Source organism: Streptomyces sp. NBC_00122 (genome assembly GCF_045160845.1).
Lineage (GTDB): Bacteria > Actinomycetota > Actinomycetes > Streptomycetales > Streptomycetaceae > Streptomyces.
The window spans coordinates 2,337,830-2,364,222 of record NZ_CP108191.1 but is presented as its reverse complement, the minus strand read 5'-3'; the positions used below and the strand labels follow the sequence as shown (position 1 = coordinate 2,364,222).

Sequence of the window (26,393 nt, the reverse complement as noted above, 5' to 3'; positions counted from 1 at the left end):
GTCAATTCCGGCCTGCCCTTTGTCTTCCCTCCGCAAGGTCCCGGGCGTACCTTGAGCCACCAATCTGATGTGTCGTCAGGAATTTGTGGCCCGAGGGGAAGACGAAGGTGTCCGACCGGAAACGCTCCACCGCGCTCGCGCTGGCGTCCGCGCTGGCCGGATCGGCGGTCCTACTGGCCGCCCCCGCAGCGCACGCCGCCGTCGTCGACGTGGCCTACGACTGCAAGACCCCGATCGGGGACAAGTCGGCGGTATCGCCCATCGACATCAAGGCCGTCAAGGAGGGCGACGCCTACAAGCTGACGATGTCCTTCCAGAAGGGTGTCTCGTCCAGCCCGATCGAACTCGGCAAGGGCGCGATGAGCCCCAGCGCCGTCATCCTCGTCGGCGGGGCCGAGAAGGTCTCCGTACCGGTCTCCGGCCCGCCCAACCCCGAGGCCGCGCCCGCCAACACCCCGATCAAGATCACCGACCTGTCGGGCACCTACACGCCCAAGAAGAGCGGCAAGGTCACCTTCACCGCCGGAGTGCTCACCATCAAGGCGATGGGCACCACGACCACCTGCACCCCCGGCAACAGCCCCGGACCGTCCCTGGAACTGGACGTCACCGCCGCGGGCGGCGCCGCCGCGCAGTCCGGCGGCGACACGGACGGCACCCTCCCGCAGACCGGCCCCACCGACTCCGCCCTCGCCCTCGGCACCCTCGGCGGCACCGTGCTGCTGTCCGGCGCCGCCGGCGTGCTCTGGCTGACCCGGCGCGGCCAGCGGGCCCGGTCCTGAACGGAGCACCCCGGCCATGCGCGTGCTCCACACCTTCCGACGGCTCGGGGTGCCGCTCCTCGCGGCCACCGCGCTGTACGCGGCCGCCGCGGCCCCCGCGGCGGCCGACGACCCGGGCTGGACCGCCGAGCCCGCCGCCGGGACGGCCGCCCGGCCCGGCGCGGTCCGCCCGTACTTCCCGCGCCCGTATTACTACATGTCAGGCACCCCCGGCACCGTGCTGGAGGACCGCCTCGCCCTGGCCAACACCACCGACCGGGAACGCACCGTCACCCTGCGCGGGGCCGACGCCTACAACACGGCCGACGGCGCCTTCGCGGTGCGCCCGGCCGGGCCCGCGGCCGAAGGCAGCTCGGCGGGTGCCGTGCACGGCGCCGGAGCCTGGATCAGCTTCGGCGCCGGAGCCACGGTGAAGATCCCTCCCCGCACCCGCGCGGTGGTCCCCTTCACCGTCACCGTGCCGCCCGCGTCCCCGCCCGGCGACCACCCCGCCGCGGTGGTCGCGACCGAGAGCGGCCACGAGGTGGGCGTACGGATCCATCTGAGGGTCAGCGGCCCCACCCTGGCCGCCCTCACCGTCGAGGACGTCGCCGTACGGGGCCGGGGCCCGGCCGCGGTCGTCGCCTACACCCTGGTCAACCGGGGGAACGTGGCCCTCGCCCCCGAGCTCGCGATCCACGCCGAGGGCCTCCTCGGCGAGGTCCCGGGCCGCGGCGCCCGGGCCTTGCCGGTGGAACTGCTCCCCGGCCAGCGGGTGGAGCTGACCGAGCCCTGGCCCGGCGCCCCCGTGGCGGACCGGGTCCGCGTCACCCTCACCGTCACCGCCCCCGGCGCCGCCCGGGCCGTCGGGAGCGGTACGCGCTGGCTCGTGCCCTGGGACCTCGCCGGCTGGACGGGTCTCGGCCTGCTCGGCCTCGGCGGGACCGCCGCGGCCGCGCTGTTCCTCGTACGCGGCCGGCGGCCCCGCCGGCGCCCGTCGGACGACGAGCCGCCCGCGCCGACCCCCGCACCCGAACACGAACTGACGGGAGCCTCCAGGTGAGAAGAGTCGGAGCCCTGCTCGCGGTGGGGCTGGCGGTGTGCGCGCTGGCGCTGTTCCCGGCGACCCCGGCCGCCGCCGACGAGGGCAAGCCCGCCGTGGCGCTCTCGCTCCAGGAGGCCGCCATGGGCACCGAGATCACCGTCACCGGCACCGGGTGGCGGCCCAGGACGCTGGTGATGCTGCTGGTCTGCGGGCAGAACATGATCGGCGGCACCAACAGCTGCGCCAACGCCGACGGTGCGGCCGTCTCCGTCGCCGAGGACGGGCACTTCGCCGCAGGGCTGCCCGTGGTGGCCCCGCCCAAGCCCTGCCCCTGCGTCGTCAACGTCACCTCCGTCAACGGCGACCAGTCCACCGTCGCTGCGCCCCTGAAGATCACCGACCACGCGGTGGCCGAGCTGCCCGCCGAATCCGGCACGCCCCGCCTCGCGATGCTCACCGGGGTCCGGCTGGAAGGCGAGGACGGGGTGCTGACCTGGTTCGGAGCCCCGCCCAGCCGGAAGTTCAAGGTCACCGTCGGCAACCTCGGCTCGGCCCCGGTCAAGGACCCGGTCTTCCAGCTCGGCACCGCCCACGGGGTGTTCGCGCCCCTGTGGGAGGAGGCCCGGTGGAAGGGCAGCATCCCGCCGGGCGGCAAGGCGGAGATCGCCCTGGACGTCGCCCTCACCGCGGGCGCCTACGGCGACTACACGATCTCCCTCAAGTACGGCGAGACCGTCGTGGCCACCCAGCCCTGGGGCGTGGACCGGCCGTACGGGGTCCTGCTCTTCTGGGGTCTGCTCCTGCTGGTGATCCCGGCCGCCCTCTTCCGCGTCGGCATGGCCGCCGTCGACAAGGTCCGGCCGCGCGCCGCGGCCGCCGGAGGCCGCCACCGGGGGCCCCTTCCGGCCCGCTCCGCGAAGGCACCGGAGCCTCCTGAGACCACCACGGCGGTCCTGCCGTGGTTCAACCCGGACAGCGCGCCGGAGACAGCACCACAGACGTCCGCACCGTCTGAGAACCGTTCGACGACGAAGGGACATTCGTGAAGACCCAACGGAGGGTGAGCGCGGCCGTGGTCGCGCTGCTGCTCGGCGGCGCGGGTATCGCCATTTCGGCTTCTCCCGCCGTGGCCGCCGAGGCCACGTACAAGGTCAAATGCGTGCCGCCGGCCGGCGGTGGCGACCCGGTGGAGGGCGAGACCACTGCCAAGATCACCGCCCCGGCCGCGGCCAAGGTCGGCGACGAGGTCGACGTGGTCTGGGAGACGGTCAAGCCCGCCTCGAACAACACGGACCTGATGGACATCCCGAAGGACGCGGTCCAGCCCACCGGCTGGATCACGCTGGGCGGGGGGATGGGCGAGCTGAAGGTCGTCGGGGAGAAGAAGAACCCGCCGATCCCCAAGAAGGCCCCCATGGTCATGTCGCCCATGAAGGGCAAGCTGAAGCTCACCAAGGCTGGCAAGATCACCCTGACCCCCGGCAAGTACGACGTCGCCGTCACGTTCTCCTTCGGCACCTTCGTCACCAAGTGCGCACCGGTGGGCGAGGTGAAGGGCGGGGCGACCATCGACGTGTCGGCCGGCTCCAGCGGCGGCACGACGAGCGGCGGCACGACCACGGGCGGGGCGACCACCGGCGGATCCACCACGACCGGCGGCTCCACGACCGGCGGATCCACCACCTCGGGCGGCTCCACCACCGGGGGAGGCGGCGGCCAGACCGACTTCCCGGGCAAGCCCGTCGAGGTTTCCTTCGACTGCGGGCCGGTCGTCCCGGGCGGCATCAAGACCCCGGTCACGATCAACGCTAAGAAGAACGGCGGCAGCTACGACCTGACCGTCAAGACCGCCAAGGGCGCGATGGCCGCGCCCGTGCCCCTGCCGGCGGGGGCCCTCAAGCCCTCGATGGACGTCAAGCTCGGCGGCGCCGACAGCGGCACGGTCAAGGTCTCCGGCCCGGCCAACGCCGAGGCGATCCCCGACAAGGGGCCGGTCAGCCTCAGTGACATGACCGGCACCTACAAGCCCGGCAAGACCGGCAAGGTGACGCTCAGCCCGGACCGGCTGACGATCGACGTCACGATGGCCGCGGGCTCGCCGCCGATCAACGTCCCCTGCAAGGCGGCCAGCAGCGGCGTCTCGCTGGAGCTGGACACCACCGCCCAGCCGGGCGGCTCCGGCTCCTCGACCAGCACGGGCACCAGCACCGGCACCGGCACTTCGGGCGGCCTCGCCGAAACCGGCGCCGAGGACGAGGGCGGCATCCAGGCCCTGGCCCTCGTCGCCGGCACGGTGATCCTGCTCGGCGGCGCGGTCTTCACCTTCACTCCGTGGCGCCGCCTGCGCGGCACGCGCTGACCCGCGAACGCGAGCGGCCCGGCACACCGTTCGGTGTGCCGGGCCGCTCACGTGCCAGGGGGGTGCGTCAGTGCACGCCGCCCATGAGGGTCTGGACCTTCTTGCGGTACGTGTAGACCGCGAAGCCGGCCAGGACCGCGGCGAGCGCCTGGAAGGCGATCACCCAGGTGCCGTTGAGGTCCACCCCGCCGATCGACAGGAGGCTGGTGATGCAGTCACCGGCGGTGACCGCGAGGAACCAGACACCCATCATCTGGGAGGCGTACTTCTGCGGGGCCATCTTCGTGGTGACGGAGAGGCCGACCGGGGAGACGCACAGCTCGCCGATGGTCTGGATCATGTAGATCGAGACCAGCCACATTGGGGAGACCTTGACGTCGCCGGTCGCCATGCCCATCGGGACGATGAAGACGAAGAACGAGGCGCCGATCAGGACCAGGCCCATCGCGAACTTCACGATGGTGTTCGGCTCCTGGTTCTTGCGGGCCAGCCACAGCCACAGCCAGGCGAAGACCGGGGCCAGGGCCATCACGAACAGCGGGTTCAGCGACTGGTACCAGGTGGCCGAGAAGTCGAAGCCGAACATGGTGCCGGCGGTCTTGTCGTCCGCGAACAGGGACAGCGTGGAGCCACCCTGGTCGTAGATCATCCAGAAGACGGCGGCCGCGATGAAGAACCAGATGTACGCGGTCATCTTCGACTGCTCGGCCCCCGACAGGTCCTTGTCGCGCTTGATGCGGGCCAGGACGGCGATCGGGATGAACAGGCCGGCCAGCGTCAGCGGGACCAGGGCCCAGTTCAGCGTGTAGGCACCGAGGGCGACCACGGCGCCGTAGAAGACGGCGATACCCAGGACCGCGAAGACGAGCTTCGTGAGGACGGCCTTGCGCTCCTCCGCAGACAGCGGGTTCGGGACCACGCTGCTCTTCGGGCTCAGGTGCTTGGTGCCGAGCAGGAACTGGGTGAGACCCAGGCCCATGCCGACGGCGGCGAGGGCGAAGCCCAGGTGCCAGTTGTGCTCCTTGCCGACCGTGCCGACGACGAGCGGGGCGACGAAGGCGCCGAGGTTGATGCCGATGTAGAAGAGGGTGAAGCCACCGTCGCGGCGCGGGTCCTCCGGGCCGTCGTACAGGTGGCCGACCATCGTGGAGATGTTGGCCTTCAGCAGACCGGAACCGGCCGCCACGAGGATCAGACCGACGAAGAACATCGCCTGGCCGGGGAGGGCCAGCGAGAGGTGACCAGCCATGATCACGAAGCCGGCGATGGCGACGGTCTTGCGGGCGCCCCAGACGCGGTCACCGAACCATCCGCCCGGCATGGCCATCAGGTAGACCATGGAGACGTACACGGAGTAGATCGCCGTGGTCGTGGCCGCGGTCATGGCCAGACCGCCGCCCTGGCTGCCCGTGGCTGCGTCGGCGCCGCCCGAGACCAGGTAGTACACGAGAAGTGCGCGCATGCCGTAGTAGGAGAAGCGCTCCCACATCTCGGTCATGAACAGAGTGGCCAGGCCACGGGGGTGGCCGAAGAAGGTCTTCTCGGTGGACGGATCCGCCGAGTCCCTCGTCAGGCTGGAAGCCATGGTCGAGATCCTTGCTTGGTCGGGACGCGCTTCGCTTCGTGAGCTGTTCAACGCCCGGTGGGGGGTGGCCGGCACCGGCAGCGGGTGACCCGCCCCACGCCCCGGGGTCCCGCCTCCGACGGATCGGAGGCGAAGGGTCAGCCGTAACCGGGATCCACGCCCTGTCGCGCACCTTCGCGCTGACAAGGCCCGGCCCACAGGTCATTCACTGCCATCTGGGTCGAACAAACCGACCAGAGCAGAATTTGAGGTCTTTGGCTCGCTTTTCGGCACAAAGATCCCCTGAGTGGTGCATCAGGCGTCTCGCCACCATACGACAGGACACTGCGGCATATGGAAGGACTTGAGACATGGATCACAGGTAAGCCGGGAACCGATCAACCATATTCGAAGGCACCCCCTCGCTCATAACCACAGATCAGGAGGGTCCCGCAGGCGTGCCCCTCCTGGCAGCCGCTGCGGACTACCATCACCCACATGACGCGTGTACTGCTCGCCGAGGACGACGCATCCATCTCGGAACCCCTGGCCCGCGCCCTGCGCCGGGAAGGGTACGAAGTCGAGGTCCGGGAGGACGGCCCCACGGCCCTGGACGCCGGACTGCAGGGCGGCGTCGACCTGGTCGTCCTGGACCTGGGCCTGCCCGGCATGGACGGCCTGGAGGTCGCCCGCCGGCTGCGCGCCGAGGGCCACGGCTTCCCGATCCTGGTCCTCACCGCCCGCGCGGACGAGGTCGACACGGTCGTGGGCCTGGACGCCGGCGCCGACGACTACGTGACCAAGCCCTTCCGGCTCGCCGAACTGCTGGCCCGGGTCCGGGCCCTGCTCCGGCGCGGCGCGAACGAGGCCGCCCAGGCCCCCGCCACCCACGGCGTGCGCATCGACGTCGAGTCGCACCGCGCCTGGATGGGGGAGGAGGAGCTCCAGCTCACCGCGAAGGAATTCGACCTGCTGCGGGTCCTGGTCCGCGACGCGGGCCGGGTCGTCACCCGGGACCAGCTCATGCGCGAGGTCTGGGACACCACCTGGTGGTCCTCCACCAAGACCCTCGACATGCACATCTCCTGGCTGCGCAAGAAGCTCGGCGACGACGCCGCCAACCCCCGCTACATCGCCACCGTCCGCGGCGTCGGCTTCCGCTTCGAGAAGAGCTGAGCGTTGACTGAGCCATGCGCCGCCGCCTGATCAACTCCACGCTCGCCGTGGTGCTCGTCGTGATCGCCGTCTTCGGGGTCTCCCTGGTCATCGTGGAGACCCGGACCATCACCAGCAGCGCCCAGGACCGCATCGAGTCCGAGGCGCTGCGTCTGGTGGGCATCGTCGAGGCGAACGTCCTCGAGAAGAAGCCCATCGACCCCCAGGCGCTCGCCGACCAGCTCGACATCGGCCACCACGCCAGGATCACCGTCCCCGGGCAGCCGCCCGTGGAGGTCGGCGACCGCATCGACGACGACGTCATCCGGGGCACCTCACGCGGCGAGCAGGGCGAGATCGTGACGGTCGAGGAGTCCCGCGCCACCGTGACCAAGGAGGTCGGGCGGACCCTGGCCGTGGTCGGCGCCGTGGCGCTGCTGGCCGTCGTGGCGGCCGTACTGCTCGCCGTACGGCAGGCGAACCGGCTGGCCTCCCCGCTCACCGACCTCGCCGAGACGGCGGAGCGGCTGGGGTCCGGCGACCCGCGGCCCCGGCACAAGCGGTACGGGGTCCCCGAGCTGGACCGGGTCGCCGACGTCCTCGACTCCAGCGCCGAGCGGATCGGCCGGATGCTGACCGCAGAGCGCCGCCTCGCCGCGGACGCCTCCCACCAGCTGCGCACCCCGCTCACGGCGCTGTCGATGCGGCTGGAGGAGATCACCGTCACCGACGACCTGGAGACCGTGCGGGAGGAGGCGTCGATCGCCCTCACCCAGGTGGAGCGGCTCACGGACGTCGTGGAGCGCCTCCTGACGAACTCGCGGGACCCGCGGACCGGCTCGGCGGTCCCCTTCGACCTCGACGAGGTCGTCAAACAGCAGGTGGAGGAGTGGCGCCCCGCCTACCGCAGCGCGGGCCGGGCGATCGTGCGCTCCGGCAAGCAGGGCGTACGGGCCGTCGGCACTCCGGGAGCGGTCTCGCAGGTGGTGGCGACCCTGGTGGAGAACGCGCTGATGCACGGCGGCGGCACCGTCGCGCTGCGCACGCGGGTGGTCGGCAACCAGGCGGTGCTGGAGGTCACGGACGAGGGGCCGGGGGTCCCGCCCGATCTGGGGAGCCGGATCTTCGAGCGGGCGATCAGCGGCCGCAACTCCACGGGGATCGGACTGGCCGTCGCCCGGGACCTCGCGGAGGCGGACGGCGGGCGCCTCGAACTGCTGCAGGCGCAGCCGCCGGTCTTCGCGCTCTTCCTCAGCCGTACGGCACCGCCGCGGGCCGAGCCGGAGGAGGCCACCGTCCGGTAGGGGACCGGTCGGGTCCCGCCAGGACAGGTCTAAGCGGTCTCGGGGACGTGCCCTACTTCCCCGAGGCCGCTTAGGTGCTCGCGGGCGCGGGGATCGGACTGGGCACCGGATCCGGCAGCGGATCGGGCATCGGCTCCGGCCCGGGCTCGGGCCGGGGCAGCGGCGCCGGATCGGGCATCGGCTCGGACTGCTCGAATGCCGCTGCGGCCACGGGTACGGCCACGGGCAGGGCCTTGAAGACCCAGGTCCGGTACGACCAGAAGCGGAAGACGGTGGCGGTGGCGATGCCGATGAACTTGAAGACGTTGCTGGCGACCGGAGCGTCCCAGCCGAGGCCGTACGTGGCCGCGTACAGCACGCCGTTCTCGATGACCAGGCCGATCGCGCTGAAGGCGGCGAACAGGGTCAGCTCGCGGGTGCGGCCGCTCTGGGCGCGGTCCCGGTAGGCGAAGTAGCGGAAGCCGAGGTAGTTCGTGGCGATGGCGACGACGGTGGCTATCACGCTCGCGCGCACCACCTGGAGGTCGGTCGTGCTGCGGATCAGGTTGAAGACACCCAGGTTGACCAGCACACCCAGACCGCCGACCGCCCCGAACTTGGCGACCTCCCGAACGAGACCGCGTACGCGTTCGAGAACCGATCCGTTCCCCGGCGTGCTCATCTGAATGGTCAGTCCCTGTCGGTCACCGCCCCGCTCGGGGCGTCCGGTCTTGTCCGTCAACCCCCACATGGTAAGTGTCCCCCCTGTGGCCCGTCTGTGCCTTCGGACACCGTGCGACGCACGGCACACCGGGGCCTCACCGACAGGTCCGCGCCAGGCCACGTCCATATGGCGGAATCCCGCCGGATACCCTGGAGGCGTGACGTTCCCGGTAGTCGGCATGGTCGGCGGCGGACAGCTCGCCCGCATGACCCACGAGGCGGGCATCCCCCTCGGCATCAGATTCAAGATCCTCAGTGACACCCCACAGGACTCGGCGGCCCAGGTCGTGAGCGACGTCGTCATCGGCGACTATCGCGATCTGGAGACGCTGCGCGCCTTCGCGCGCGGCTGCGACGTGATCACCTTCGATCACGAGCACGTACCCACCGAACACCTCAGGGCTCTGGAAGCGGACGGCATCCCCGTCCGCCCGGGGCCCCACGCGTTGGTGCACGCCCAGGACAAGGGGGTGATGCGCGCCAAGCTCGACGAGATCGGCGCGCCCAGCCCCCGCCACCGGATCGTGCGCGATCCGGCGGACGTGGCGGCCTTCGCGGACGAGGTGGGCGGCTTCCCGGTCATCCTCAAGACGGTGCGCGGCGGATACGACGGCAAGGGCGTGTGGTTCGTCCGCACCCCCGACGACGCGGAGGCGCCCTTCAGGGCGGGCGTCCCCGTCCTGGCGGAGGAGAAGGTCGAGTACGTCCGCGAGCTCGCGGCCAACATCGTCCGCTCCCCGCACGGCCAGGCGGTGGCCTATCCGGTGGTGGAGTCCGTCCAGGTGGACGGGGTCTGCGACACGGTGATCGCCCCCGCCCCGAACCTCTCGGAGGAGCTGGCCGGCGAGGCGCAGGCGCTCGCCCTGCGCATCGCCAAGGAGCTCGACGTGACCGGCCACCTGGCCGTGGAGCTGTTCGAGACCGCCGACGGCCGGATCCTGGTCAACGAACTGGCCATGCGCCCGCACAACAGCGGCCACTGGACCCAGGACGGGGCCATCACCTCGCAGTTCGCCAACCACGTGCGGGCCGTCCTGGACCTCCCGCTGGGCGACCCGCGCCCGCGTGCCCGCTGGACGGTCATGGCGAACGTGCTCGGCGGGGACTACCCCGACATGTACGCGGCGTACCTGCACTGCATGGCCCACGACCCGCAGGTGAAGATCCACATGTACGGCAAGGACGTGAAACACGGCCGCAAGGTCGGCCACGTCAACACCTACGGCGACGACCTGGACGATGTGCTGGAGCGCGCACGCCACGCTGCCGACTACCTCAGAGGAACGGTCACCCAATGAGCACTTCCGCCGCTGGTCCCGTCATCGGCATCGTCATGGGCTCGGACTCCGACTGGCCAGTCATGGAGGCCGCCGCCCAGGCCCTGGACGAGTTCGAGATCCCGTACGAGGTCGACGTCGTCTCCGCCCACCGGATGCCGCGCGAGATGATCGAGTACGGGGAGCAGGCCGCCGGCCGCGGCCTCAAGGCGATCATCGCGGGTGCCGGCGGCGCCGCCCACCTGCCCGGCATGCTCGCCTCCGTCACCCCGCTGCCGGTCATCGGCGTGCCGGTGCCGCTGAAGTACCTCGACGGCATGGACTCGCTGATGTCGATCGTCCAGATGCCCGCGGGCGTTCCCGTCGCCACCGTCTCGGTCGCCGGGGCGCGCAACGCGGGCCTGCTGGCCGTACGGATGCTGGCCGCGCACGACACCGAGCTGCTGGCCCGGATGCGCGACTTCCAGCAGGAGCTGAACGACCAGGCCACCGAGAAGGGCAAGCGGCTGCGAGCGAAGGTCGCGGGCACGGAGTCCTTCGGATTCGGCAAGTGAGCGCGGCGCAGCGCCTGGACGAGGCGCGAGAGCTCCTGGCCGAGCACCCCGTCGTGGACGGCCACAACGACCTCCCCTGGGCGCTGCGCAAGCAGGTCCGCTACGACCTGGACCAGCGGGACATCGCCGGCGACCAGTCGGCGTACCTGCACACCGACATCCCGCGGCTGCGGGCCGGCGGGGTCGGCGCGCAGTTCTGGTCGGTGTACGTGAGCACCGAACTGACCGGCGACGAGGCGGTCAGCGCCACGCTGGAACAGGTGGACGCGGTGGACCAGCTGATCGACCGTTACCCGGGCGACCTGGTGCGGGCGCTGACGGCGGACGACATGGAGGCGGCCCGCGCCGACGGCCGGATCGCCTCGCTGATGGGCGCCGAGGGCGGCCACTCCATCAACAACTCGCTCGCCACCCTGCGGGCCCTGCACCAGCTGGGCGTGCGGTACATGACGCTCACGCACAACGACACCATCGACTGGGCGGATTCGGCGACCGACGAGCCCCGGCACGGCGGCCTCACCGACTTCGGCCGCGAGGTCGTCCGCGAGATGAACCGCGTCGGCATGCTGGTGGACCTCTCGCACGTGGCGGCGACGACGATGCGCGACGCACTGGCCGTCTCGGCCGCGCCCGTGGTCTTCTCGCACTCCTCGGCGCGCGCGGTGTGCGACCACCCGCGCAACATCCCGGACGACGTGCTGGAGCGGCTCCCGGCCAACGGCGGGGTGGCGATGGCCACCTTCGTGCCGAAGTTCATCCTCCCGGCGGCCGTCCAGTGGACGCTGGCCGCGGACGCGAACCTGCGGGCGCACGGCTTCCACCACCTGGACACCACGCCCGAGGCGATGGCCCTGCACCGGGCCTTCGAGGCGCAGAGCCCGCGCCCGATGGCCACCGCCGCCACGGTCGCCGACCACCTGGACCACATGCGCGAGGTGGCCGGGGTCGACCACATCGGCATCGGCGGGGACTACGACGGCACGGCCTTCACCCCGTCCGGCCTGGACGACGTGGCGGGCTACCCGAACCTGATCGCGGAGCTGCTGGCGCGCGGCTGGTCGAAGGCCGACCTGGCCAAGCTGACCTGGTCCAACGCGGTACGGGCGCTGCGCGACGCGGAGGCGGTGGCGCGGGACCTCTCGGCGTCCCGGGGCCCGTCCAACGCGGTGATCTAGCGGGAGCGGGGCGGATACGGCGACCGGGTGTGACTCGCTGACCTGCGAGTTACACCCGAATGCCACATCTGCCGGGCGACCCAGGCGTCCCACATGTCACGGTGGCACCATCTCTCCCTGCTGCCGCCGAGACCGGAGCGAACGCCATGGCCGACCTGCAGGATGAACCCCACTCCGTGGGCATCGGAGCAGAAGATCTCCCCGCACCAGCCGAAACGGCGGTCGGCGCCCTGGAACGGGCCGCCGCGCTGCTGTCGGCGCAGCCCGTCGCCGACGGGTGCAACACGCTCGTCTGGACGCTGCGCCAGAGCCCGTACCACGACATCGACAAGCCGGGGGACAGCGGAGTCGACACCGACATCCCCCGGCTGCGCGCGGGCGGAGTCGGCGCGCAGTTCTGGTCGCTGCTGACCCCGCACGAGGCGGGGGCCCCGACGGACCAGGTCGTCTCCGACACCCTGGAACAGATCGACGTGGCGCTGGCCCTGATCCGCCGCTACCCGGACAGCCTCTGCCTCGCGCTGACCGCCGACGACATGTCCGACGCCCGCAACCGCGGCCGGATCGCCTCGTTCCTCGGCCCGGTGCCCGGCCGGACCCTGACCGACTCCCTGGGCGCGCTGCACGCCTTCCACGCGCTGGGCGTACGGATCTTCGCGCCCGCCGGAGCGCCCTGGGCCCAGCAGGACCTGACGGCCTTCGGCCACGAGGTGGTCCAGGAGGCCAACAGGCTGGGGATCGTGCTGGACCTGACCGGGTGCCCGCCGACCGTGGCCCGTCAGATCGCGGCGGCCTCCAAGGCCCCGGTGGTCATCTCGAACACGGCGGCCGCGGCCCTGAACCCGCACCCGGGCAACGCCACGGACGAGGTCCTGCTCGCGCTGCGGGAGGCGAACGGCCTGGCGATGGTCACCTTCGACGCCACGCGGACCGGGGACTCCCTGCACGCGGTGGCGGACCACGTGGACCACGTCCGCGCGGTCGCCGGCCCCCACAGTGTCGGCCTCGGCGCCGCCTTCGGCACCGAACAGGGCACCTCCCGCCCGACCGGCCTGACCGACCCCTCGGGCTACCCCCGCCTGATCGCGGAACTCCTGGACCGAGGCTGGCCGGAAGCCGACCTGGCCCTGCTGACCTGGGGCAACGCCCAACGGGTCCTGCGCGACGTGGAATTCACCTCCCGCGCCGCCCAGCACCGGCGCAGCCCTTCATGACGCACCGCCCGACGGGCCCTCGCGCGCCCCGGCCCCGACCGGGTCCCCGGGCTTCGGCGAGGCGGGGTCCGGGGCGGCGGCCGGGCGCTACGCGCGAGGGCGGCCCATCGCCCGGTACGTCCAGCCCGCCGCGCGCCAGAGCTCGGGATCGAGGGCGTTGCGGCCGTCCAGGATCAGCGGGTCGGTGACGACGCGGCCCAGCTCCACCGGGTCCAGGTCGCGGAACTCGCGCCACTCGGTCAGGTGCAGGACCACCTCCGCACCACGCGCCGCCTCCAGCGCGGAGTCCGCGTACCCCAGGGTGGGGAAGACGCGACGGGCGTTGTCCATGCCCTTGGGGTCGTAGACGGTGACCTGGCCGCCCTGGAGGTGGATCTGCCCGGCCACGTTCAGGGCGGGGGAGTCGCGTACGTCGTCCGAGTCGGGCTTGAAGGTCGCACCCAGAACCGCGACCCGCTTGCCGAGGAAGGACCCGCCCACCGCTTCCCGGGCCAGCTCCACCATGTGTCCGCGGCGCCGCATGTTGATGGAGTCGACCTCACGCAGGAAGGTCAGCGCCTGGTCGGCGCCGAGCTCGCCCGCGCGCGCCATGAAGGCCCGGATGTCCTTGGGCAGGCAGCCGCCGCCGAAGCCGATCCCGGCCCGCAGGAACTTCGCGCCGATCCGCTCGTCGTAGCCGATGGCCTCCGCCAGCTTCACCACGTCACCGCCCGCGGCCTCGCACACCTCCGCCATCGCGTTGATGAACGAGATCTTGGTGGCGAGGAAGGAGTTGGCGGCGGTCTTCACCAGCTCGGCGGTCGGGAAGTCGGTGACCACCAGCGGGGTCCCCTCCGACATCGGCGTCTCGTACACCTCGCGCAGCAGCTTCTCCGCGCGCTCGCCCTGCACGCCGATCACGATCCGGTCGGGGTGCAGGGTGTCCTGCACCGCGAAGCCCTCGCGCAGGAACTCCGGGTTCCAGGCCAGCTCCACGTCCGCGCCCGCCGGAGCGAGCTCCACGAGCTTCGCCGCCAGCCGCTCCGCCGATCCCACCGGCACCGTCGACTTGCCGACCACGAGGACCGGCCGCGTCAGGTGCGGGGCCAGCGAGGCCATCGCCGCGTCGACGTAGGACATGTCGCAGGCGTACTCGCCGTGCTTCTGCGGAGTGTTCACGCACACGAAGTGGACGTCGCCGAACTCCCCGACCTCCTCCCAGGAGGTCGTGAACCGCAGCCGCCCCGTCGAGCCCGGCAGCCCGGCCACGTGCGCGGCGAGCAGCTCCTCCAGCCCGGGCTCGTACATCGGCACCCGGCCCGCCGCCAGCATCTCGATCTTCTCCGGCACCACGTCCAGCCCCAGCACCTCGAAGCCCAGCTCCGCCATCGCCGCGGCGTGGGTCGCGCCGAGGTATCCGGTGCCGATCACAGTGATCCTGAGGGGGGCCATGGGTGCTCCAGAGGTGCGGGGCCGTTTGCGGCCACTGAGCATAGTCGGGCCCACCCCCGGGGACGTTCCCCAGGAGCACCACCGCTGTCACGCAACTCACGTCGGCCGTCCATATCGCCATCCGTGACCGGGCGACTAAGCTTGGGTTACTTAACGGTAGTTAGCATCACGCATCACCCTTGGGGAGTGAGAGATCTTGGCGGGTTCTGCCGACTTCGACCTGTACCGCCCGGCCGAGGAGCACGACATGCTCCGCGAGTCGGTCCGCTCGCTCGCCGAGGCGAAGATCCTCCCGTTCGCCGCCGCGGTCGACGAGGAGTCCCGCTTCCCGCAGGAGGCCCTGGACGCCCTGGTCGCCAGCGACCTGCACGCCGTCCACGTGCCCGAGACCTACGGCGGTGCGGGTGCCGACGCCCTCGCGACCGTGATCGTGATCGAGGAAGTGGCCCGCGTCTGCGCCTCCTCCTCCCTGATCCCGGCCGTCAACAAGCTCGGCTCCCTCCCGGTGATCCTCTCCGGCTCCGAGGAGCTCAAGGCCAAGTACCTCGGTCCCCTGGCCAAGGGCGACGCGATGTTCTCGTACGCGCTCTCCGAGCCGGACGCGGGCTCCGACGCCGCCGGCATGAAGACGCGCGCCGTGCGCGACGGCGACTTCTGGGTCCTCAACGGCGTCAAGCGCTGGATCACCAACGCGGGCGTCTCCGAGTACTACACGGTCATGGCCGTCACCGACCCCGAGAAGCGCTCCAAGGGCATTTCCGCCTTCGTCGTCGAGAAGGGCGACGAGGGCGTCTCCTTCGGCGCCCCGGAGAAGAAGCTCGGCATCAAGGGCTCCCCGACCCGCGAGGTCTACCTCGACAACGTCCGGATCCCCGCCGACCGCATGATCGGCGCCGAGGGCACCGGCTTCGCCACCGCGATGAAGACCCTCGACCACACCCGCATCACGATCGCCGCCCAGGCGCTCGGCATCGCCCAGGGCGCCCTGGACTACGCCAAGGGCTACGTCCAGGAGCGCAAGCAGTTCGGCAAGCCGATCGGCGACTTCCAGGGCGTTCAGTTCATGCTCGCGGACATGGCCATGAAGGTCTCGGCCGCCCGCGCCCTGACCTACCAGGCCGCCGCCGCCTCCGAGCGCGGCGACGCCGACCTGACGTACCTCGGCGCCGCGGCCAAGTGCTTCGCCTCCGACATCGCCATGGAGGTCACCACGGACGCCGTCCAGCTCCTCGGCGGCTACGGCTACACGCGTGACTACCCGGTCGAGCGCATGATGCGCGATGCCAAGATCACGCAGATCTACGAGGGCACCAACCAGGTCCAGCGGATCGTCATGGCCCGCAACCTGCCGTAACCCGGGTCTGACCTGCACCGACGCGAACGCCCCCGGCAGCCCGCCGGGGACGTTCGCGCACGGGGCGGCGGGCTAGGCTGTGCGCCGGTCCAGTCGTCGGTGCGTGGTGCGTGGGGTGGGGCGGAAAGACATGTCCGTGGAACGCGAGATGGCGGGGCTGCTACGGCAGATCGCCCACAAGGACGTCATCGAGATCGGCCCCTCGGCCGCCCTGGGGCGGATGGCGGCCCTGGCCCACGTGGCTGAGCACTACGGCTTCGAGTACGGGCGCACGCACCGGACCGGGCACAAGAAGCAGCTCGCCCTGGTCGAGATGTACCGGGACCCCAGCCCCGGGGCCCGCGCCCGCGGGGCGGCCACCATCGCCGCGTACCCGCAGGCGGGCAACGGCGGCGCGGTGCCCGGGATGCTCCAGGGGTCCTACCGGCCCCTCCCCGGGGCGGCCGACGCCGTCGCCCGGGTCAAGGACCGGATCATGTTCGACGCCCTGTCCTCCCACGCCGCGGACGGCGGCCGGAAGATGGTCGGCTACGCGATGTGCGTGGTCCTGGCCCTCGTCCTGCTCGTGTCCGGGAAGCCGTTCGTCGCGCTGGCCGGCGGAGGCGCGCTCGCCGCGTTCCTGGCCGGCGCGTTCAAACTGGGCGACATCCGCCGACAGCGGATCGCCCGGCGGCTGACGGACGCCGGGTTCATCCAGGTACGGGACGAGCGCGGCAGGCAGAGCTTCCTGCGGCCCGGGCAGCAACTGCCCGGCCACGCCAATCCGTTCGCCCCCTGACCGGGCGAACAACACACTCATTCCATGACATACCGAGCGCGGCGTCCGTATGCGTGCGCGCGCCGGTCGACACATCCGGCACCGGCCTCCGGGCGCTCCCGGATGGGCTAAATTTGGACCTTCGTACGCCGGAATCGGTTGGGGAGAACGCAATGACGGAAGCGATCCTGCTGGTCGGCGGACAGGGGACGCGGCTGCGTCCCGTGACGGTGAACACGCCCAAGCCCATGGTCCCCACGGCCGGCGTCCCGTTCCTCGCCCACCAGATAGCCAGGGCCGCCGCCGCCGGTGTCACGCACATCGTCATGGCCACCTGCTACCTCGCCGAGGTCTTCGAGCCCTACTTCGGCGACGGATCCGAGTTCGGCGTCCACCTGGAGTACGTCGTCGAGGACGAGCCGCTCGGCACCGGCGGTGCCATCCGCAACGCCGCGCAGCTGCTCACGGGCGGCCCCGACTCCTCCGTCCTCGTCTTCAACGGCGACATCCTCACCGGCCTGGACATCGCCGGCCTCGTGGAGGCCCACGAAACGGCCGACGCCGACGTTTCGCTGCACCTGGTGCAGGTCGACGACCCGCGCGCCTTCGGTCTGGTCCCCACCGACTCCGAGGGGCGGGTGCTGGCCTTCACCGAGAAGCCGCAGACCCCCGAGGAGATCATCACCGACCAGATCAACGCCGGCTGCTACGTCTTCCGGCGCAGCGTGATCGACTCCATCCCGGCCGGCCGCCCGGTCTCCGTCGAGCGAGAGACCTTCCCCGGTCTGCTCGCCTCCGGGGCCACGCTGCACGGCGTCACCGAGAACACGTACTGGATGGACCTCGGCAGGCCGGAGGCCATCGTCCAGGCCTCCGCCGACCTGGTCCGCGGCGTGGTGTCCTCCCCGGCCGTCCCCGGACGGCGCGGCGAGTCCCTCGTGCTGCCCGGCGCCCAGGTGGACGCCGGGGCCAAGCTGTCGGGGGGCACCGTCGTGGGCGCCGGCGCCCGGATCGAAGCGGGGGCGGTCGTCCAGGGCTCCATCGTGCTGGAGGGCGCGTTCATCGGCCCCGACGCGCAGGTGACCGCCGGCCTGATCGGTGCCCGCGCCTCGGTGGGCGCGCGGACCGTGCTGGACGGCGCCGTCATCGGTGACGACGCCGTCGTGGGGGCCGACAACGAACTCCGCGCGGGCGCCCGGGTGTGGTGCGGGGCGCAGCTGCCCGCCGCCGCCATCCGCTTCTCCCCGGACGCCTGATCACAGACGCCTGACCCCGGGCTGCCTGACCCCGGGCTGCCTGACCCCGGGCTGCCTGACCCCGGGCTGCCTGATCCCCGGCTGCCTGATCCCCGGCTGTCCGATCCCGGGCGCCTGGAGACCAGGCGCCCGGACCGGCCCGGTCAGTTGCCGCGGACGGTGACCTTCTCGTCGTTCTGGATCTGCTTCACCAGCTGCTGCACCTTCGCCTTGTCCCACACGAGGTTGCCGCCGCGCTGGCCGGAGATCGGCATGTTCATCGAGACGCCGTCACCGCCGTTGACGCCCTTCATCGCGAAGAACATCTGGCCCATGTCGTACAGGCCCATGTCCTTGTCCACGATCAGCGTGTCCAGGCCCGCGCCCATCAGCGGGTAGAGCTTGAACGGGTTGAGGATCGTGGACGGGGTCGCCGCCTGGTTGGCGAGCGCCGACAGGAACTTCTGCTGGTTCTTCGTCCGCTGGAGGTCCGACTCCGCGAAGGCGTACCGGGTCCGGACGAAGGCCAGGGACTGCTCGCCGTTCAGCGTCTGCTTGCCCGCCTTGAAGTCGGCGCCCGACTTCTCGTCCTTGAAGCCCTCCTCGATGTCCAGCTCCACCCCGCCCAGCGAGTCCACGATGTTCGCGAAGCCGGCGAAGCCGATCTCCGCGTAGTGGTCGATGCGCAGGCCGGTGTTGAACTCCACCGTCCGCACCAGCAGCTCGGGGCCGTCCTCGGCGTACGCCGCGTTCAGCTTGGTGCGCTTGCCCGTGCCCGGGTACTTCTTGCCGGACTGGGAGCCCACGAAGGACGGGATCTCCACGTCCGAGTCGCGCGGCAGCGAGATCATCGTGTTCCCGCTGGAGCACTTCGCCAGGATCATCATCGAGTCGGTCCGCTTGCCCTCGGCCGAGCCCGTGTGGAGCTTCTTCTTCTCCTCGTCGGACATCCCCTCGCGGCTGTCGGAGCCCACGATCAGGTACGTCGTGCAGTCGCCCTCCTTCGGGCGCTCGATGACCTTGGAGAGGTCCACCTCGCGGCGCACCTTGGAGTCGGCCCAGAAGTAGGTGGAGACGGTGGTCACCAGCAGCGCGGAGACCAGCACGATCGAGCCGATCTTGATCCGCTTGCGCCAGTCCGGCGCCGGGCCGGGCGCCCGCCCCGGGCCGCCGGGGCCGCCGGGCCCGGACGGCGGCTGCGCGGGGCCGCCGGGCCCCGCGGGCGAGCCGTAGACCTGGCCCGTGTTGTAACCGCTGTCGTAGCCGCCGTACGTGTCGGGGCTCTGGGTCTGCTGCGGGGGCACACCCGGTGCGGACGGCGGCATTCCGGGCCGTCGGGCGGGCGCCGGGACCGCCGGGCGCGCAGGCTGCTGCCGCTGGACGTGCCGCATCCGCTGCGCGCCCTCGGGCTGCGCCTGCCCGCTGCCGCGTCCGTACCCGTCGTCACGGCGGCCACGCTCGTCGCGGTCGCCGCTCCACCCCTCTGGCCAGTCATTCATGCGCCCAAGGATGCCTGCCCGGGCGCGTCGTCCGACAGCCCGGGGTGCGATCCGTGCCGGGGCTGTTGCAGAGCTGATGCCTCCGATACGCATCTAAGGTGTCCGTATGACACAGATACCGGGCGAGCTGCCCGGGAAGCCGACCGCGGCCTCCCGTACGACCCTCAGCCACATCATGACCGCCAACGACACCAACCTCCTGGGCACGGTGCACGGCGGCGTGATCATGAAGCTGGTGGACGACGCGGCGGGCGCCGTGGCCGGCCGCCACTGCGGAGGCCCGGCGGTCACTGCGTCCATGGACGAGATGGTCTTCCTCGCCCCCGTACGCGTCGGTGACCTCGTGCACGTGAAGGCCCAGTGCAACTGGACCGGCCGGTCCTCCATGGAGATCGGCGTACGCGTCCTCGCGGAGCGGTGGAACGAGTCCACGCCCGCCACCCAGGTCGGCAGCGCCTACCTCGTCTTCGCGGCCGTGGACGCCGAGGGCAAGCCCCGCAAGGTCCCGCCCGTCCTCCCGGAGACGGAACAGGACGAGCGGCGCTACCAGGAGGCCCAGATCCGCCGCACGCACCGGCTCGCCCGCCGCAAGGCGATCATGGCCCTGCGCGAGGAGCGGGCGGCGCGGGGCTTCGACGAATGAGCGCCGCCGGGCTCCGCGGGGCAGACGGGAATTGACGAGAGGCCCTAGCTCCCGCAGACCACGTCGTCGCCCGTGATCACCCCGGTCTCGCCGCCCTGGTACGGGTCCTCCGCGCGCACCGGCACCACCTTGCGGTAGTCCGAGCCCGCGACCACCAGCACCGTCCGCCCCTGGCCGGCCACCGCCCGCAGCTCGCTGCCCGGCAGCGCGGTCGCCAACGAGCGGGCGGAGCGGTCCCAGCGCGGGTCGTAGGAGACCACCGTGCGCTTGACGTCGCGGCTGGCGCCGTTGCCCGGCGCCCGGGTGGTGTCGAAGCCGGTGGCGCGCAGCGCCGCGTCGACCCGGCCGCCCAGTCCGTCGATCCGGGTCCCGTTCTCCACCTGGACCCGGATCTGCTGAGGGGGCACGTCCACCGGTACCGCCGCCGGCTGGCCGCCGGGTTTCCCGGGCCGGGCCGGGGCGAGCGGCCGGTCCTGCCGCAACGCCTCGAACAGCTTCGCGGCCTTCGGCTCGTCCCACTTCACCGTGGAGCCGATGCCCTTGACCGGGTACGAGGGGTCGCCGACGGGCACGGAGGCGAACTCCGAGGACGACGGGGTGAAGTCCCGCATGGCCTGCCCGAGCGCGAGCATCTGCTCCGAGCCGAAGCCCGTGTCCGCCCGGACCGAGCCGAGCAGCGTGGAGCTGACCTGCTTGAACTTCACCGGGTTGAGCAGTACCCCGCCGCCGGTCGCCTGCTGGATCAGGGCGGCGACGAACCGCTGCTGGCGCTGCATCCGGCCGAGGTCGGAGGCCCCGTCGACGTGGCGTGAGCGTACGTACTGCAGGGCCTGCCCGCCGGTCAGCCGGTGGGTGCCGGGCAGCAGGTCGAGGCCGGTGTTCGCGTCGCGCATGGTCTTGGCGGTGCAGATCTCCACGCCGCCGACGGCGTCGACCGTCTTCATGAAGCTGGTGAAGTCGACCTCCAGGTAATGGTCGATCTTCACCCGGGTCATGTTCTCGACGGTCCGCACGGTCAGGTTGGGCCCGCCCTCCGCGTACGCGGCGTTCAGCTTCACGGGGTGCCCCTTGTGCGGCTTGCCGCTGTTCAGGTCCTGGTGCTCGGGGATCTCGGCGTAGCTGTCGCGGGGCAGGCTGATCACGCTCGCCCGTTTCCGGTCCGCCGACAGGTGCACCAGCATGATCGTGTCGGTGCAGTGGCAGGGCGCTCCGCCGAGGCGGTAGTCGCGCTTCTCCTCGGGGCTGACCTTCTCCCGGCCGTCGGTGCCCACGAGCAGGAAGTTCAGGCCGTGCCCGGCCTGCGGGCGGTTCTTCATGTCCTTGAACGGGTCCACCCGCTCGATCCCGGTGTCCAGCCCGGTCATCACGGCGTGCCCGACGGCCCCGGAGCCCAGCACCACCACCGACAGCCCGGCCGCGATCCGCACCCCCCACCGGGGTCTGTCCCCCCGGTGCCGGGCCGGACCGCCGCCCCCACCGCCGCGCCGTGCGCGCTGCGGCTGCGGCTGGGGCGGCCTGGCGGGACGGGCGGGACGGTGCGGCTGGGGCACGGTGGACACCTCCGCGGGGATCGGCAGGAACCCCGGTCGACGGACGGGCCAGATCGGTCTGATTCGCCAGAACAGTAGGCCCATACGATCAGCATCTGTCCGTACCGCTCGCTCGGCGCGCACCCGGTTCCCCCGTAAGCGGTAACGTGACACCGATACCCGACCTTGAAGGACCACATGCCCGCCCAGCAGCCCGCAGTCTCGGTGATCATGCCGGTGCTCGACGAGGAGCACTACCTCCGCGACTCCGTCCGCCACATCCTGGAACAGGAGTACGCGGGCGAGATGGAGGTGGTGATCGCGCTCGGGCCGTCCACGGACCGCACCGACGAGATCGCCGCCGAGCTCGTCGCCGAGGATCCCCGAGTCCACACCGTCCCGAATCCCACCGGCCGGACCCCGGCGGCCCTCAACGCCGCCATCAAGGCTTCGCGTCACCCGATCGTGGTACGCGTCGACGGCCACGGCATGCTCTCGCCGAACTACATCGCCACCGCCGTCCGCCTCCTGGAGGAGACCGGCGCGCAGAACGTCGGCGGCATCATGCACGCCGAGGGCCAGAACGCCTGGGAAGACGCCGTCGCCGCCGCGATGACGTCCAAGATCGGCGTCGGTAACGCTCCCTTCCACACCGGCGGCCAGGCGGGACCGGCCGAGACCGTCTACCTCGGTGTCTTCCGCCGCGAGGCGCTGGAGCAGCAGGGCGGCTACAACGAGGAGTTCATCCGCGCCCAGGACTGGGAGCTGAACTTCCGCATCCGTGAGGCCGGCGGCCTGATCTGGTTCTCCCCGGAGCTGAAGGTCCAGTACCGCCCGCGGCGTTCCGTACGGGCCCTGGCCAAGCAGTACAAGGACTACGGCCGGTGGCGGCACGTGGTGGCCCGCTACCACGAGGGCTCCATCAACCTGCGCTACCTGGCCCCGCCGACCCTGGTCTGCGCGATCGCGGCCGGCGTGGCCGTGGGCGTGACCGTGAGCCCGCTGGGCTTCGCCGTTCCGGCCGGCTACCTCGCGGCGATCGCCGCGGGCTCCGTCCCGGCGGGCAAGGGCCTGTCCCTCAAGGCCCGGGCGCAGATCCCGGTCGCCCTGGCCACCATGCACCTGTGCTGGGGCTACGGCTTCCTGACGAGCCCGCGCTCGCTCGCGAACAAGCTGATCGCGAGCCGCCGCCCGGCCGTGCACCGCAACGCCTCGCAGGTCTGAGACGTACGAAGGGGCCCGGCGCGGCGGCTGAGTTGATCACAGCCGCAGCGCCGGGCCCCTTTCGCGTACGCGCCTACCAGGTGAAGCCCTGCTGCACCTCCATGCAGGCCTGGTCGTTGTCGCCGTTGAGGGCGTGGGCGGAGTCCGGGGCCTTGGTGGGGGCGGGCGGCGGCGCGGTCGGTGCGTCGCCGGTCCGCCAGTCCTTGCCGACGAACAGCGTGATGCCCGGTACCTCGTCGGACTTCTGCACGGAGGAGGCCGGCAGGCCGAGCGCGGTGGCCACGGCGGCGGCGTCGGCCGCCTGCCCGTCGGAGGCGAAGCGGATCACGGTGGTGTCCTCGGCCCCGGTCTGGCTGTCGGCGGTGGCCTTGGTGAAGCCCTTGCCGGTCAGCAGCGTGGCGACCTCGCTCGCCCGGCCCTTGGCCTTGGCCTGGGCGCCGTCCTTGCCGCCGGTGGAGTTGCGCACGGAGACCGCGATCTTGGCCGGAGCGGATGCGGGAGCCGTGGTCGGGGCGGCCGAGGGAGTCGGGGCCGTGGAGGCGGCCGCCCCAGGGGAGGCGGCGGCGCCCGGCGTTCCCGATCCCTTGCCGTCGAGCGCGATGTCCTCGCGGACCATCCGGAACACGTCCTCGGCCTCGCCCGCCATGGGCTCGACCCGTCCGTCCATGCCGGGCTTCGTGCTGTAGACCCACGGCATGGTGGTCATGGTGATCCGCCCCGGCGGGACCTTCTTGAGCTCCATGCTGAGGTCGTACAGCTTGTCGATCTTGTTCAGGCCGGGGTCCACGACCATGGCCTGGATGGCCGCCTGCGCCAGGCTGTTGAGCTTGACCGGGTTGGTGAGCTTGGCGTTCTTGCGGAACTCGCGGGCCATCGAGTTCATGTACTGGTGCTGGGCGTGGGTCCGGCCGATGTCGGTGCCGTCCTCGAAGCCGTAGCGGGTGCGCAGCCACTGCAGGGCCTGCTCGCCCTGGATGACGGTCGTGCCCTTCGCCAGCTTCAGGCCGGAGCCCTTGCCCTCGCGGTTGCGGGAGTAGACGTTCTCCTGGACGCAGACGGGGACGCCTCCGATGGCGTCCGCCATCGAGACCACGCCCTTGAAGTCGATCATCATGAAGTGGTCGATGGGAATCTTCGTCAGCTCGGTCCAGGTGGCGACCGTGCAGCCCGGTCCGCCGCGCTGGAGCGACTCGTTCGTCTGGACGAGCCCCTTGCTGGCGGGGTGCACCTTGCCGCCCGGCTCGGTGCACTTGGGCATCATCAGGATCGTGTCGCGGGGCATCGACACCACGGACATGTTGCTGCGGTCCGCGGACAGGTGCAGGAGCATCTGCACGTCCGCCAGCGGCGGTCCGCCGAAGGTGTTGGTCGCCCCGCCGAGGGCCTGGTTCGCCGCGTCGTCGCGCGCGTCGGAGCCGATGAGAAGGATGTTCAGCGGGGTCTGCCCGAAGGCGTTGGGCTTGGAACCGCCCAGTTTGGTCTCGCCCAGGTTCAGCGGGTCCGTCTTGATGCTGCCGTTGAGATGGCGGTAGTACAGGTAACCGGCCGCCGCCGTTCCGAGTATGAGCAGGGCCAGTACGGAGGCCACCCAGCGCAGCACGCGCCGGCGACCCCGCCTGCTCGGGCGGCCGCCGGCCGCCCGACGGGCGGCGCGGGATCCGCCCCGCGGCGGGGGCGGCGAGCCGGTCGCGCCCGTACCACCCCCGGATATGTCCCCGGACGTGTCGTCGGCGGCGCGGGCTGTCGCCCCCTCCCCCCGCACACTGCTCTGCCTCACGCGTACTCCCCCTCAAGGTCCTGATGACTCGGCATGGTGCCGGTACTGCCCGCTACGGGCGCTTATTTGGCGCAGACGGCCTTGTCGGCCTGGGCCTGCTGGACGTCCTTGGGCAACTCCTGCGGAGCGGGCGCCGCCAGAGGGCTGCCCGGCTGCTGGAAGTCCGGGCCCAGCGTCAGCTTCATCGGCGTCTTCGCCGCGGCGTCGGCCGTCCCGATCTTCATCGCCGAGGCCGACAGCCCCATCATCTCCGCCAGCGCCCGGGCCTGGTCGGCCTGGTTGGGCGCGTACTCCAGCTGCGTGGCCCCGACCTTCGCGGGCGCGTTGCCGAGGTTGCTGGCCTTGGACACGCCCTTGGTGATCTGCAGCCACTTCAAGGTGGTGGAGGCGGAGCCCGAGGGGCCGCCGCCGTTGTACACGTTCACCCGTACGTCCGCGGCGGGCGCCTTGTTGCCCTGGAGCAGCGCGTCCTGCTTGGCCTTCGCGTCCGCGTCGGCCGCCTCCTTGGCGGCCTGTTCCTTCTTCTCGACCTCCGTGAGCGAGACGTCCCCCCGGATCATCTGCAGCAGCGGTTCGGCCAGGGCCTTGTCGAGGACGACGGTGGCCTTCTTGCCCTCCGGTTCGGCCGGGTTGTCGAGCACCGGAAGGGTGGTGAAGGTGATGTTCTTCGTGTCGATGCCCTTCAACTCACCCGCCAGATCGGTGAGTTTGCCGATGGACCCGATCCCCGAGTCCACACCCAGCGACTTGGTGGCGGCCTCCGCGAGGGAGAGGAACTTCTTGGGGCTGGTCAGCGTCTCCTTCGACTTCATCTCACGCATCATCGAACCCAGGAACTGCTGCTGGATCTTGATCCGGTCGAGGTCGCTGTTGTTGCCGAAGCCGTGCCGGGTGCGGACGAAGGCGAGGGCCTGTTCGCCCTCCAGCCGGTGTTCGCCGGCGTCCAGCTTGAGGTGGGAGCCTTCCTCGTCGTTGACGGGCTTGGCCAGGCACACCGGTACTCCGCCGACCGCCGTGCTCAGCGTCTTGACGGCGTTGAAGTCGGCCATCATGAAGTGGTCGACCTCGATGCCGGTGAGTTCCTTGACCGTTCGCATGGTGCAGCCCGCGTCGCGGCCTTCCTGGCCCAGGCTGGTGTTGAAGCGGGTGCCCTTGGTGGGTGGGATCGTCTTCGTCGATCCGTCCGGCTGCTTCGTCGGGCAGGCCGGGATGTTGCTGATCAGGTCGCGGGGGATGGACAGCGCGGTCGCGTTCGTCCGGTCCTTCGAGACGTGGAACAGGATCGTGGTGTCGGCGTGGCCGACGCTGTCCTTGTCCCCGTAGCTCTCGTTGCCCGCACCGGTGCGCTTGTCGGTTCCGATGACCAGGATGTTGATGGGCTGGTCCTTCTTGAAACCGCCGGTGCCCGCTCCGGCCACGTCGGTGACGCTGAGGTTGCCGTTCAGGTGTTCGTAGTAGAGGTACGCGCCCACCGAGCCGGCGACCAACAGGAACGCCAGGGTCCCACCGGTGATGATCAGCGCCTTCTTGCGGCCTCCGCCGCCGATCTTGCGGGAGCGTCCGCCGCGCCTGCCGCCGGGAGGCGGGTCGCCGCGCCGCGGCTTCGGCACGGAGGGGGAGGGGGAAGGGGAGGGGGCGGTGGGCGCCGAGGGCGCCGCCGCTCTGCGGGGGGCTGAGACTTTGGGCCGCTGCTGCGCTGCGGAGTCGGCCAGTCGCAGTTCGTAGTGACCGGTGCGGGGGTTGAGCACCCACTGGTCTGCGGGGTCGATTTCCTCGGCCCGGCCACGGCTTTGCGCATCCACGGTTGCTCGAATCCTCCGTCGGTGCCTCGCGA

General features: G+C 71.4%; 22 protein-coding genes. 15 read left to right on the top strand and 7 right to left on the bottom strand.

Annotation, left to right across the window (positions count from 1 at the left end; genetic code table 11):
- The first annotated feature begins 107 nt into the window (after window positions 1–107).
- From OG737_RS11095 to OG737_RS11080, 4 genes are read left to right on the top strand one after another with little or no spacing between them, the layout of a single operon-like run.
- Window positions 108–782, top strand: coding sequence for an LPXTG cell wall anchor domain-containing protein (locus OG737_RS11095; protein ID WP_328926034.1), 675 nt, complete (start codon window positions 108–110; stop codon window positions 780–782).
- Between the two features lie 16 nt (window positions 783–798).
- The gene (locus OG737_RS11090) at window positions 799–1,824 is read left to right on the top strand and encodes a hypothetical protein (protein ID WP_328926033.1); all 1,026 of its coding nucleotides are present in this window, start codon (window positions 799–801) and stop codon (window positions 1,822–1,824) included.
- Window positions 1,821–2,852: a hypothetical protein gene (locus tag OG737_RS11085; RefSeq protein WP_328926032.1), complete on the top strand. Its 1,032-nt coding sequence runs from the start codon at window positions 1,821–1,823 to the stop codon at window positions 2,850–2,852. The genes OG737_RS11090 and OG737_RS11085 overlap by 4 nt, the downstream gene beginning before the upstream one ends.
- Window positions 2,849–4,165 (top strand): hypothetical protein, encoded by a 1,317-nt coding sequence (locus OG737_RS11080; RefSeq protein ID WP_328926031.1) that lies wholly within the window; start codon window positions 2,849–2,851, stop codon window positions 4,163–4,165. The genes OG737_RS11085 and OG737_RS11080 overlap by 4 nt, the downstream gene beginning before the upstream one ends.
- Window positions 4,166–4,232: 67 nt before the next feature.
- Here the strand turns inward: OG737_RS11080 and OG737_RS11075 are convergent, their stop codons facing one another.
- Window positions 4,233–5,750, bottom strand: a complete 1,518-nt coding sequence (locus OG737_RS11075) for an oligopeptide:H+ symporter (protein ID WP_328926030.1) — start codon at window positions 5,748–5,750, stop codon at window positions 4,233–4,235.
- Window positions 5,751–6,227: 477 nt separating this feature from the next.
- On the opposite strand from OG737_RS11075, the gene OG737_RS11070 reads away from it, so the two are divergent.
- Window positions 6,228–6,905, top strand: coding sequence for a response regulator transcription factor (locus OG737_RS11070; RefSeq protein WP_030296931.1), 678 nt, complete (start codon window positions 6,228–6,230; stop codon window positions 6,903–6,905).
- A gap of 14 nt (window positions 6,906–6,919) precedes the next feature.
- Window positions 6,920–8,188: an ATP-binding protein gene (locus OG737_RS11065; protein WP_328926029.1), complete on the top strand. Its 1,269-nt coding sequence runs from the start codon at window positions 6,920–6,922 to the stop codon at window positions 8,186–8,188.
- 70 nt (window positions 8,189–8,258) lie between these two features.
- On the opposite strand, the gene OG737_RS11060 is transcribed toward OG737_RS11065, so the two are convergent.
- Window positions 8,259–8,849: a GtrA family protein gene (locus tag OG737_RS11060; protein ID WP_328930287.1), complete on the bottom strand. Its 591-nt coding sequence runs from the start codon at window positions 8,847–8,849 to the stop codon at window positions 8,259–8,261.
- 199 nt (window positions 8,850–9,048) lie between these two features.
- Between OG737_RS11060 and OG737_RS11055 the strand changes: the two genes are divergently transcribed.
- The 4 genes from OG737_RS11055 (at window position 9,049) to OG737_RS11040 (ending at window position 13,110) form a co-directional block, all read left to right on the top strand.
- A complete protein-coding gene (locus OG737_RS11055; RefSeq protein ID WP_328926028.1) occupies window positions 9,049–10,188 on the top strand; it encodes a 5-(carboxyamino)imidazole ribonucleotide synthase in 1,140 nt (379 codons plus the stop codon).
- Window positions 10,185–10,721, top strand: a complete 537-nt coding sequence (gene purE / locus OG737_RS11050; protein ID WP_328926027.1) for a 5-(carboxyamino)imidazole ribonucleotide mutase — start codon at window positions 10,185–10,187, stop codon at window positions 10,719–10,721. Before OG737_RS11055 ends, purE begins: the two co-directional genes overlap by 4 nt.
- A complete protein-coding gene (locus tag OG737_RS11045) occupies window positions 10,718–11,896 on the top strand; it encodes a dipeptidase (RefSeq protein WP_405921477.1) in 1,179 nt (392 codons plus the stop codon). Before purE ends, OG737_RS11045 begins: the two co-directional genes overlap by 4 nt.
- Window positions 11,897–12,042: 146 nt before the next feature.
- Window positions 12,043–13,110 (top strand): membrane dipeptidase, encoded by a 1,068-nt coding sequence (locus OG737_RS11040; protein ID WP_405679838.1) that lies wholly within the window; start codon window positions 12,043–12,045, stop codon window positions 13,108–13,110.
- Between the two features lie 87 nt (window positions 13,111–13,197).
- On the opposite strand, the gene OG737_RS11035 is transcribed toward OG737_RS11040, so the two are convergent.
- Window positions 13,198–14,541, bottom strand: coding sequence for a UDP-glucose/GDP-mannose dehydrogenase family protein (locus tag OG737_RS11035; protein WP_328926024.1), 1,344 nt, complete (start codon window positions 14,539–14,541; stop codon window positions 13,198–13,200).
- 196 nt (window positions 14,542–14,737) lie between these two features.
- On the opposite strand from OG737_RS11035, the gene OG737_RS11030 reads away from it, so the two are divergent.
- From OG737_RS11030 to OG737_RS11020, 3 genes are all read left to right on the top strand, one after another.
- On the top strand, window positions 14,738–15,895 hold the full coding sequence (locus OG737_RS11030; RefSeq protein WP_328926023.1) for an acyl-CoA dehydrogenase family protein: 1,158 nt from the start codon (window positions 14,738–14,740) through the stop codon (window positions 15,893–15,895).
- A gap of 130 nt (window positions 15,896–16,025) precedes the next feature.
- Window positions 16,026–16,673, top strand: a complete 648-nt coding sequence (locus OG737_RS11025; RefSeq protein WP_328926022.1) for a hypothetical protein — start codon at window positions 16,026–16,028, stop codon at window positions 16,671–16,673.
- 152 nt (window positions 16,674–16,825) lie between these two features.
- Window positions 16,826–17,908 (top strand): NDP-sugar synthase, encoded by a 1,083-nt coding sequence (locus OG737_RS11020; RefSeq protein ID WP_328926021.1) that lies wholly within the window; start codon window positions 16,826–16,828, stop codon window positions 17,906–17,908.
- Window positions 17,909–18,051: 143 nt separating this feature from the next.
- On the opposite strand, the gene OG737_RS11015 is transcribed toward OG737_RS11020, so the two are convergent.
- A complete protein-coding gene (locus OG737_RS11015) occupies window positions 18,052–19,386 on the bottom strand; it encodes an LCP family protein (protein ID WP_328926020.1) in 1,335 nt (444 codons plus the stop codon).
- A 106-nt stretch (window positions 19,387–19,492) separates the two neighbouring features.
- Between OG737_RS11015 and OG737_RS11010 the strand changes: the two genes are divergently transcribed.
- Complete coding sequence (locus OG737_RS11010; RefSeq protein WP_328926019.1) at window positions 19,493–20,029, top strand: acyl-CoA thioesterase; 537 nt, start codon at window positions 19,493–19,495, stop codon at window positions 20,027–20,029.
- A gap of 44 nt (window positions 20,030–20,073) precedes the next feature.
- On the opposite strand, the gene OG737_RS11005 is transcribed toward OG737_RS11010, so the two are convergent.
- The gene (locus OG737_RS11005; RefSeq protein ID WP_328930286.1) at window positions 20,074–21,456 is read right to left on the bottom strand and encodes an LCP family protein; all 1,383 of its coding nucleotides are present in this window, start codon (window positions 21,454–21,456) and stop codon (window positions 20,074–20,076) included.
- Window positions 21,457–21,756: 300 nt separating this feature from the next.
- On the opposite strand from OG737_RS11005, the gene OG737_RS11000 reads away from it, so the two are divergent.
- Complete coding sequence (locus tag OG737_RS11000) at window positions 21,757–22,782, top strand: glycosyltransferase family 2 protein (protein WP_328926018.1); 1,026 nt, start codon at window positions 21,757–21,759, stop codon at window positions 22,780–22,782.
- Window positions 22,783–22,855: 73 nt separating this feature from the next.
- Here the strand turns inward: OG737_RS11000 and OG737_RS10995 are convergent, their stop codons facing one another.
- Entirely contained in the window at window positions 22,856–24,559 is a 1,704-nt protein-coding gene (locus OG737_RS10995) for an LCP family protein (protein WP_405679842.1), read from the bottom strand.
- Between the two features lie 62 nt (window positions 24,560–24,621).
- The gene (locus OG737_RS10990) at window positions 24,622–26,361 is read right to left on the bottom strand and encodes an LCP family protein (protein ID WP_328926016.1); all 1,740 of its coding nucleotides are present in this window, start codon (window positions 26,359–26,361) and stop codon (window positions 24,622–24,624) included.
- Window positions 26,362–26,393: the final 32 nt, after the last annotated feature.

What these genes read in the sequence shown, in the direction of transcription:
- purE (WP_328926027.1), top strand. Translation starts at nt 10,185, where the DNA reads ATGAGCACTTCCGCCGCTGGTCCCGTCATCGGCATCGTCATGGGCTCG.
- OG737_RS11035 (WP_328926024.1), bottom strand. Translation starts at nt 14,541, where the DNA reads ATGGCCCCCCTCAGGATCACTGTGATCGGCACCGGATACCTCGGCGCG.
- OG737_RS11025 (WP_328926022.1), top strand. Translation starts at nt 16,026, where the DNA reads ATGTCCGTGGAACGCGAGATGGCGGGGCTGCTACGGCAGATCGCCCAC.
- OG737_RS11090 (WP_328926033.1), top strand. Translation starts at nt 799, where the DNA reads ATGCGCGTGCTCCACACCTTCCGACGGCTCGGGGTGCCGCTCCTCGCG.
- OG737_RS11065 (WP_328926029.1), top strand. Translation starts at nt 6,920, where the DNA reads ATGCGCCGCCGCCTGATCAACTCCACGCTCGCCGTGGTGCTCGTCGTG.
- OG737_RS11040 (WP_405679838.1), top strand. Translation starts at nt 12,043, where the DNA reads ATGGCCGACCTGCAGGATGAACCCCACTCCGTGGGCATCGGAGCAGAA.
- OG737_RS11000 (WP_328926018.1), top strand. Translation starts at nt 21,757, where the DNA reads ATGCCCGCCCAGCAGCCCGCAGTCTCGGTGATCATGCCGGTGCTCGAC.
- OG737_RS11010 (WP_328926019.1), top strand. Translation starts at nt 19,493, where the DNA reads ATGACACAGATACCGGGCGAGCTGCCCGGGAAGCCGACCGCGGCCTCC.
- OG737_RS11075 (WP_328926030.1), bottom strand. Translation starts at nt 5,750, where the DNA reads ATGGCTTCCAGCCTGACGAGGGACTCGGCGGATCCGTCCACCGAGAAG.
- OG737_RS11070 (WP_030296931.1), top strand. Translation starts at nt 6,228, where the DNA reads ATGACGCGTGTACTGCTCGCCGAGGACGACGCATCCATCTCGGAACCC.
- OG737_RS11060 (WP_328930287.1), bottom strand. Translation starts at nt 8,849, where the DNA reads ATGAGCACGCCGGGGAACGGATCGGTTCTCGAACGCGTACGCGGTCTC.
- OG737_RS11015 (WP_328926020.1), bottom strand. Translation starts at nt 19,386, where the DNA reads ATGAATGACTGGCCAGAGGGGTGGAGCGGCGACCGCGACGAGCGTGGC.
- OG737_RS11020 (WP_328926021.1), top strand. Translation starts at nt 16,826, where the DNA reads ATGACGGAAGCGATCCTGCTGGTCGGCGGACAGGGGACGCGGCTGCGT.